The following is an 8,036-nucleotide window of genomic DNA, read 5'->3' on the forward strand; positions in this document are numbered from 1 at the left end:
CAAGACCGGTCGTCGGCCGGTCGCCGGCTCACGGGGGAGCGCACATGGCACAGGGCTATCCGCAGGCGCCGTACGGGCAGCCTGCGTACGGGCAGCCGCCGTCCGGACAGCCCGTGTACGGGCAGCCGCCGTACGGTCAGGGCCCCTACGGCGCGCAGCCGTACCCGCCGCAGCAGGCGCACGGCCAGTACCCGCCGCAGTCCCACGCCCAGCCGTACTCCCAGCCCCAGCCGTACTCCCAGCCCCAGCCCCGGCCCCAGCAGGCCCACGCCCCCTGGGTGCGGCGGCCCGAGGAGGCCGGCAGCATCCGGCGGTTCCTCGCCGCCACCCTCGACGGTGTGCTGGCCCTCGCGGCCGGCTTCGCCGCCGCCAAGGCGGCGAGCGGCCCGGACGGCCCGGTCGGCGTCTACTTCGCCACCCTGGTCGGCGTCTTCTTCGGGGCCTCCTTCGCCAACCAGGTGCTGCTCGCCCGCCTGACCGGCTTCAGCCTGGGCAAGGGCGTCCTGGCCGTCCGGGTGATCCGCCACAAGGACGGCAGCCGCCCGCACACCTGGCGGCTCACCAAGCGCTGGCTGCTCGGCTACGTCATCGTGGTGGTCGGCCTGCTGACCGAGGAGCCGGAGTCGGAGGGGACGGCCGTCGGGGTCCGCGCGGTCCGCCGCAAGCACCTGCGCGAGTACCAGCAGGCGACCGGGCGGCTCGGCTAGCATGCGGCCGTACGCCCAGACCGACACCGTGCGACACCGCGAGGAGACCCCGATGGCCGGCGAGCCGCAGCCCGACTGCCTGTTCTGCAAGATCGTGGCCGGCGAGATCCCGGCCACCGTGGTGCGCAAGACCGAGCGCGTCCTGGCCTTCCGGGACATCGCCCCGAAGGCCCCGACCCACGTCCTGGTCATCCCGCACGTGCACTACCCGAACGCGGCCGCGCTGGCCGCCGCCGAGCCGCAGATCGCCGGCGAGCTCCTCGCCGAGGCCGGCGAGGTCGCCAGGGACGAGGGCATCGAGGACTACCGGCTGATCTTCAACACCGGGGCCGGCGCCGGTCAGACGGTCTTCCACGCCCACGTCCACGTCCTCGGCGGCATCCCGATGAACGAGCGCATGGTCTGAACGACGTGTCACAGCGCGAACTCGTCGTCCTCGGCACGGCCAGCCAGGTACCGACCCGGCACCGCAACCACAACGGCTACCTGCTGCGCTGGGACGGCGAGGGCCTGCTGTTCGACCCCGGCGAGGGCACCCAGCGCCAGATGCTGCACGCCGGGGTCTCCGCCACCCAGATCACCCGGATCGCGGTCACCCACTTCCACGGCGACCACAGCCTGGGTCTCGCCGGGGTGATCCAGCGGATCAACCTGGACCGCGTCCCGCATCCGGTGGACATCTACTTCCCGGCCTCCGGGGAGGTCTACTTCGAGCGGCTGCGGCACGCCACGGCCTTCCACGAGACGGCGGTGCTGCGCCCCCGCCCGATCGACGAGCCCGGCCCGCTGCCCGCGCCCGGCGCCCGCTTCGCGCTGGACGCCGTCCGGCTCTCGCACCCCGTCGAGTCCTTCGGCTACCGGCTCACCGAGCCGGACGGCCGCCGGCTGGTGCCCGAGCGGCTGGCCGCGCTGGGCATCGCGGGCCCGGACGTCGGCCGGCTCCAGCACCTGGGCGCGATCGAGTCGAACGGCCGGTCCGTCACCCTCGACCAGGTCAGCGAGCTCCGGCGCGGCCAGCGGTTCGCCTTCGTGATGGACACCCGGCTCTGCGAGGGCGTCCACGAACTCGCCGAGGGCGCCGACCTGCTGGTCATCGAGGCCACCTTCACCGACGCCGACACCCGGCTCGCCGAGGAGCACGGCCACCTCACCGCCGGCCAGGCCGGCAAGGTCGCCGCCGAGGCCGGCGCGGGCACCCTCGTGCTGACCCACTTCTCGCAGCGCTACCCGGACCTCGGCCAGCACCTCGCCGACGCCCGCAAGCACTTCGACGGCACCGTCGTGCTGGCCGAGGACCTGGCCCGGGTGCCCGTGCCGCCCCGACGGCGGTCGTGAGTGCGCGGCCCGGCCGGGGCCGGGCGGAAAACCGCTCGCGCCGTCCTCCGATCTGCCGCAGCATCGTCGGGTGCGGCCCCGCCGCCCGCCGCAGCGATCACGCTCGCGGCGTACCCTGGTGCCCCGGAAGGATCGAGCGGCACCACGAGACCACGGATGGGATGAGGCAGGCCTCAGCGCCGACCTATGAGTGACACATCGCAGACCCGTACGAACGGACAGTCGCGCCCCGAACCGGCCGACGAGGGCCGCACCAGCGCCCGGATCGTCATCCCCGAGAAGCACCCGATGGTCACCCTGCTCGGCACTGCGGACTCGCTGCTGCGAGTGATCGAGCGAGGCTTCCCCGCCGCGGACATCCACGTCCGCGGCAACGAGGTGACCGCCACCGGAGAGCGCGCCGAGGTCGCCCTCGTGCAGCAGCTCTTCAACGAGATGATGCTGGTGCTGCGCGCCGGCCAACCCCTGACGGAGGACGCCGTGGAGCGTTCCATCGCCATGCTCCGGAGCGCCGTCGACGACCCGGACAGCCCGGTGCCGTCGCAGGTGTTCACGGCGAACATCCTGTCCAACCGCGGCCGCACCATCCGCCCCAAGACGCTCAACCAGCAGCGCTACGTCGACGCGATCGACAAGCACACCATCGTCTTCGGCCTCGGCCCGGCCGGTACCGGCAAGACCTACCTCGCGATGGCCAAGGCCGTCCAGGCCCTCCAGGCCAAGGAGGTCAATCGGATCATCCTGACCCGTCCGGCCGTCGAGGCGGGGGAGCGGCTGGGTTTCCTGCCCGGCACCCTCTTCGACAAGATCGACCCGTACCTGCGCCCGCTCTACGACGCGCTGCACGACATGATGGACCCGGACTCCATCCCGCGCTTGATGGCGGCCGGCACCATCGAGGTCGCCCCGCTCGCCTACATGCGCGGCCGGACCCTCAACGACGCCTTCATCATCCTCGACGAGGCCCAGAACACCTCGCCCGAACAGATGAAGATGTTCCTCACCCGCCTCGGGTTCAACTCCCGGGTGGTCGTCACCGGCGACACCAGCCAGATCGACCTCCCGGGCAGCACCCGCAGCGGCCTCAAGGTCGTCCAGGAGATCCTGGTCGACGTGCCCGACATCCACTTCTCCGTCCTCACCAGCTCCGACGTGGTCCGCCACAAGCTGGTCGGCCGGATCGTGGACGCGTACGAGCGCTGGGACGCCCGGCAGGAGGCCGAGGAGAACGCTCCGTCGGCCCGCAAGTCCGACCAACGGCGCCCCGGCAAGACGACCGCAGCACGCGCACCCCGACAGTCCCATCGCACCGAAAGCTGAGTAACCAGCCCGTCATGTCGATCGACATCGCCAATGAGTCCGGTTGGGACGCCGACGAGGAGTCCATCCTCGACGTCGCCCGCTACGCGCTGGACAAGATGCGGATCCACCCGCAGTCAGAACTGTCCGTGATCCTGGTGGACGGTGCGGCGATGGAGGAGCTGCACATCCAGTGGATGGACCTCCCCGGCCCGACCGACGTGATGTCCTTCCCGATGGACGAGCTGCGTCCCGGCAAGGAGGGCGAGGAGCTGCCGCAGGGCCTGCTCGGCGACATCGTGCTCTGCCCCGAGGTGGCCGAGCAGCAGGGCAAGGCGGCCCCGTCCAAGCACTCGATGGACGAGGAGCTGCAGCTGCTCACCGTCCACGGGGTGCTGCACGTGCTCGGTTACGACCACGAGGAGCCGGAGGAGGAGGAGGAGATGTTCGGCCTCCAGAAGGCGATCCTGGACGGCTGGCGGGCCGGCCGCGGCCTGGGCGGCATCTCCCCGGCCCCCACCACCCACTGAGCGCGGAGCCCGAACCCCTGTGAGTGGTGAGAGTACGAGTTTCATCCTGGGTGCCGTGCTGCTGGTCGTCCTCGGCTGGCTGGCCGCATGCGCCGAGGCGGGTATCTCCCGGGTCTCCCGGTTCCGCGCGGAGGAGGCCGTCCGGGCCGGCCGGCGGGGCTCGGCCCGGTTGCTGGCGCTGGCCTCCGACCCGATCCGCTACCTCAACCTGGCCACCCTGATCCGGGTGGCCAGCGAGATGGCGGCGGCCGTCCTGGTCACCGTGGTCTGCGTGCGGAGCCTGGACTCCACCTGGCAGGCCGTGCTGCTGGCGTTCGGCGTGATGGTGCTGGTGTCCTTCGTGGCGGTCGGCGTCTCGCCGCGCACGATCGGGCGCCAGCACCCGCTGACCACCGCCACCGCGGCCTCCTTCGTGCTGCTGCCGTTGGCCGGCGTGCTCGGCCCGATCCCGCGGCTGCTGATCCTGCTCGGCAACGCGCTGACCCCGGGCAAGGGCTACCGCGAGGGGCCGTTCGCCTCCGAGGCGGAGCTGCGCGCGCTGGTCGACCTCGCCGGGAAGGACGACCTGATCGAGGACGAGGAGCGCCGGATGGTGCACTCGGTCTTCGAGCTGGGCGACACCATCGTCCGTGAGGTGATGGTGCCGCGCACCGACCTGGTGATGATCGAGCGGCACAAGACCGTCCGTCAGGCGCTCACGCTGGCGCTGCGTTCGGGCTTCTCGCGCATCCCGGTGGTCGGCGACAACGAGGACGACGTGGTCGGCATCGTCTACCTCAAGGACCTGGTGCGGCGCACCCACATCAACCGGGAGGCCGAGTCCGAGGAGGTCGGCGCGGTGATGCGGCCGGCGGTCTTCGTCCCGGACTCCAAGGCGGCCGGTGACCTGCTGCGGGAGATGCAGCAGCGCCGCTCGCACGTGGCGATCGTGATCGACGAGTACGGCGGCACGGCCGGGCTGGTCACCATCGAGGACATCCTGGAGGAGATCGTCGGCGAGATCACCGACGAGTACGACCGGGAGATCGCGCCGGTCGAGGACCTCGGTGACGGCTCGTACCGGATCACCGCCCGGCTGCTGGTCGAGGACCTGGGCGAGCTGTTCGGGATCGAGCTGGAGGACGAGGACGTCGAGACCGTCGGCGGCCTGCTCGCCAAGCACCTCGGCCGGGTGCCGATCCCGGGCTCGTCCTGCGAGATCCCGCTGCCCGAGGACGCGGCCACCGACCTGACCGCGATCCGGCTGACCGCCGAGAGCTCGGCGGGCCGCCGCAACCGGATCGGCTCGATGGTCGCCACCCCCGTCCGGGTCTCGGCCCGGGCCGTCCAGGAGCCCGGCGAGTAGCGTTCGGGCGGCCGCGGGGCGACGATGGCGTCATGACTCATCTACTGCGCGCGGAGTACGGCCCGCAGGGTCGGTCGGCCGGGGCGAAGTCCTGGCACGTCGTCCGGGCCACGGATCCGACGACGGCCCTGTGCGGCCGGACGATGGACACCGATGCCGAGAGCCGGCCGGACGAGGAGTGGGGCACCGGGCTGCGCTGCTGCCAGCAGTGCGGCTCGCTGTACATGCACGAGGTGCCGCACATGGAGGGGAGCCACCCCTACAGCTAGGCACGGGCGGGGGCTGCCACCCCCGCGACCGGGCCGTACGCCGCCCCGTGACCGGAGCGGCGTGAACGAAGGCCGTTCGACGTCCCATGGTGGAGGTCACCATGAAGCTGCAAGACGAACTGCCCGTCGACCACCGGCTGCTCCTGGTCTGGCGGACCGGGGCGGGGCTCGGCGGGGTCTTCCTGATCGTGTTCGGGATCCTCGGGCTGGCGGACCATCCGGGCTTCCTGTCCACCCGTGGCGATGACATCGCCGGACTGTCGACCAACGGCGCACTCGCGATCCTCTCCATCGTGGTGGGCGCGATCCTCGTCCTCGGCGCCGTCATCGGAGGGAACTTCGCCGCCAACCTCAACATGGTGGTGGGCATCCTCTTCGTGCTCTCCGGTTTCTACGGTCTGGCGGTGCTCGGCCGGCCGGACGCCAACATCCTCAACTTCCGGATGTCCAACGTGCTGTTCGCGTTCGTCTTCGGGATGGTCGTGGTGACCTTCGGGATGTACGGCCGGGTCAGCAGCCACCTGCCGCACGACAACCCGTACTGGCGCAAGCGGGTCGAGGACGAGGAGCCGTTGCCGAACGGTCCGAAGACCTTCGTCAAGGTCATGCGGCCGGGGCCGCCCAACCCGATCGGCCACTGAGGCCGGCCGCGGCGGAGGGTGTGGACGGCCGGTGAGCGGGGCGTCCTATGCTCGGCGCCATGAGTGACATCGTCGAGCTCGACCCCGAAGACAAGAAGATCATCACCCTGGCCCGCTCCGCACGCGCCCGCAACGGCGTCGCGGAGGGGGCCGCGGTGCGCGACGAGACCGGGCGCACCTATGTGGCCGGCACGGTCGCGCTGGAGTCGCTGCGGCTCAGCGCGCTGCAGACGGCGGTGGCGATGGCGGTGGCCAGCGGCGCGACGTCGCTGGAGGCGGCGGCCGTGGTGAGCGAGGCCGGGGAGCCCGCCGAGGCCGATCTGGCCGCCGTGCGGGACCTCGGCGGGGCCGGGACCCCGGTGCTGCTGGCCGGGCCGGACGGCGCGCTGAAGGTCGCGGCCCGGGCCCGCTGAGGCCGGCTGGCCTTCGGGGCCTTCGGGGCCTTCGGGGCCGCGCGGGGCACCGACGGGCGCTCGGGGGAACCCGGGCGCCCGACCCAGCAATATCCGCAGATAATCTCACCGGTAGTGATGGCGGTGAGGGGGCTGGGGACATGGGGCCGTTCGCGTTCTTCGCGGGGCTGCTGCTGGGCGTCATGGGGATGGGCAAGTGGCAGGAGACCGGATCGCCGTTCTGGCTCTGGGGCTCGGTGACCTTCCTCCTGATCGTTCTGATCAGCGGAATCTCCGCCGTCCTGGGCGGCAAAAAGGGCTGACGGGGGCGGCCTGTCCGTCGAGCTCCCGGTGATCAGGGAGAATGGAGCCCATGAGTGCCCCTTCCTCCTCGTACCGCTCCGGCTTCGCGTGCTTCGTCGGCCGGCCCAACGCGGGCAAGTCGACCCTGACCAACGCCCTGGTGGGGACGAAGGTCGCGATCACCTCCGACCGTCCGCAGACCACCCGGCACACCGTGCGCGGCATCGTGCACCGCCCGGACGCCCAGCTCGTGCTGGTCGACACCCCGGGGCTGCACAAGCCGCGCACCCTGCTCGGCGAGCGCCTGAACGACCTGGTCCGCTCCACCTGGGCCGAGGTCGACGTGATCGGCTTCTGCCTGCCCGCCGACCAGAAGCTCGGCCCCGGCGACAAGTTCATCGCCAAGGAACTCGCCGACATCAAGAAGACCCCCAAGGTGGCCATCGTCACCAAGACCGACCTGGTCGACTCCAAGCGGCTGGCCGAGCAGCTGATCGCCGTCCACCAGCTCGGCGCCGAGCTGGGCATCGAGTGGGCCGAGATCATCCCGGTCTCGGCGGTCGGCGACAAGCAGGTCCAGCTGGTCGCCGAGCTGATCACCAAGCTGCTCCCGGAGGGCATGCCGCTCTACCCGGACGGTGACCTCACCGACGAGCCCGAGCAGATCATGGTCGCCGAGCTGATCCGGGAGGCGGCCCTGGAGGGCGTCCGGGACGAGCTGCCGCACTCGCTCGCCGTGGTGGTCGAGGAGATGATCCCGCGCGAGGACCGCCCGGCGGACCGCCCGCTGCTGGACATCCACGCGAACGTCTACATCGAGCGGCAGAGCCAGAAGGCCATCGTGATCGGGGCCAAGGGCGCGCGGCTGAAGCACGTCGGCACCACCGCCCGCAAGCACATCGAGGCGCTGCTCGGCACGCCGGTCTACCTGGACCTGCACGTCAAGGTGGCCAAGGACTGGCAGCGTGACCCGAAGCAGCTGCGCAAGCTGGGCTTCTGAGCCCGCCCCGCACCGAGCAGGGCCCGTCCGGACGACCGCGTCCGGACGGGCCCTGCGCCGTCCGGCCCACTGCCGGGGGGAGGCCGCGTACAGGCCGCGTGCAGGGCCGCTGCCGCGGCACTAGTGTCCTGCGCCGGAGATCCGTCGGCAGAAGCGGGCGAGGGAGTCGAGGATCTCATCGGCGGTCTTGGTCCAGGTGAACGGCTTGGGGTCCT

11 protein-coding genes are annotated in these 8,036 nt (G+C 71.6%); all 11 read left to right on the plus strand.

Going from position 1 to position 8,036, the window contains the following annotated elements; genetic code table 11:
* Positions 1-44: 44 nt before the first annotated feature.
* The 11 genes from AB0J08_RS22990 (at position 45) to era (ending at position 7,821) form a co-directional block, all read left to right on the plus strand.
* Positions 45-707: an RDD family protein gene (locus AB0J08_RS22990; protein WP_360637227.1), complete on the plus strand. Its 663-nt coding sequence runs from the start codon at positions 45-47 to the stop codon at positions 705-707.
* Between the two features lie 52 nt (positions 708-759).
* Positions 760-1,113, plus strand: a complete 354-nt coding sequence (locus tag AB0J08_RS22995) for a histidine triad nucleotide-binding protein (protein WP_360637229.1) — start codon at positions 760-762, stop codon at positions 1,111-1,113.
* A gap of 5 nt (positions 1,114-1,118) precedes the next feature.
* Positions 1,119-2,042 carry a ribonuclease Z gene (locus AB0J08_RS23000; RefSeq protein ID WP_360637232.1) on the plus strand — a complete coding sequence of 308 codons (924 nt, stop codon included), beginning with the start codon at positions 1,119-1,121 and terminating at the stop codon, positions 2,040-2,042.
* A gap of 288 nt (positions 2,043-2,330) precedes the next feature.
* Positions 2,331-3,362 carry a PhoH family protein gene (locus AB0J08_RS23005; RefSeq protein ID WP_360637270.1) on the plus strand — a complete coding sequence of 344 codons (1,032 nt, stop codon included), beginning with the start codon at positions 2,331-2,333 and terminating at the stop codon, positions 3,360-3,362.
* Between the two features lie 14 nt (positions 3,363-3,376).
* Positions 3,377-3,871: an rRNA maturation RNase YbeY gene (ybeY, locus tag AB0J08_RS23010; protein WP_360637235.1), complete on the plus strand. Its 495-nt coding sequence runs from the start codon at positions 3,377-3,379 to the stop codon at positions 3,869-3,871.
* A 19-nt stretch (positions 3,872-3,890) separates the two neighbouring features.
* A complete protein-coding gene (locus AB0J08_RS23015) occupies positions 3,891-5,216 on the plus strand; it encodes a hemolysin family protein (RefSeq protein WP_360637238.1) in 1,326 nt (441 codons plus the stop codon).
* 32 nt (positions 5,217-5,248) lie between these two features.
* The gene (locus AB0J08_RS23020) at positions 5,249-5,485 is read left to right on the plus strand and encodes a hypothetical protein (protein WP_360637241.1); all 237 of its coding nucleotides are present in this window, start codon (positions 5,249-5,251) and stop codon (positions 5,483-5,485) included.
* Positions 5,486-5,586: 101 nt separating this feature from the next.
* A complete protein-coding gene (locus AB0J08_RS23025; RefSeq protein ID WP_360637244.1) occupies positions 5,587-6,126 on the plus strand; it encodes a DUF4383 domain-containing protein in 540 nt (179 codons plus the stop codon).
* Between the two features lie 59 nt (positions 6,127-6,185).
* Positions 6,186-6,539: a cytidine deaminase gene (locus AB0J08_RS23030; protein WP_360637247.1), complete on the plus strand. Its 354-nt coding sequence runs from the start codon at positions 6,186-6,188 to the stop codon at positions 6,537-6,539.
* A gap of 140 nt (positions 6,540-6,679) precedes the next feature.
* Positions 6,680-6,841 carry a hypothetical protein gene (locus AB0J08_RS23035; protein ID WP_360637250.1) on the plus strand — a complete coding sequence of 54 codons (162 nt, stop codon included), beginning with the start codon at positions 6,680-6,682 and terminating at the stop codon, positions 6,839-6,841.
* 50 nt (positions 6,842-6,891) lie between these two features.
* Complete coding sequence (gene era / locus AB0J08_RS23040; RefSeq protein WP_360637252.1) at positions 6,892-7,821, plus strand: GTPase Era; 930 nt, start codon at positions 6,892-6,894, stop codon at positions 7,819-7,821.
* Positions 7,822-8,036 lie beyond the last annotated feature (215 nt).

Origin of the sequence: Kitasatospora sp. NPDC050463, assembly GCF_040655255.1 — a bacterium.
Taxonomy (GTDB): Bacteria; Actinomycetota; Actinomycetes; order Streptomycetales; family Streptomycetaceae; genus Kitasatospora.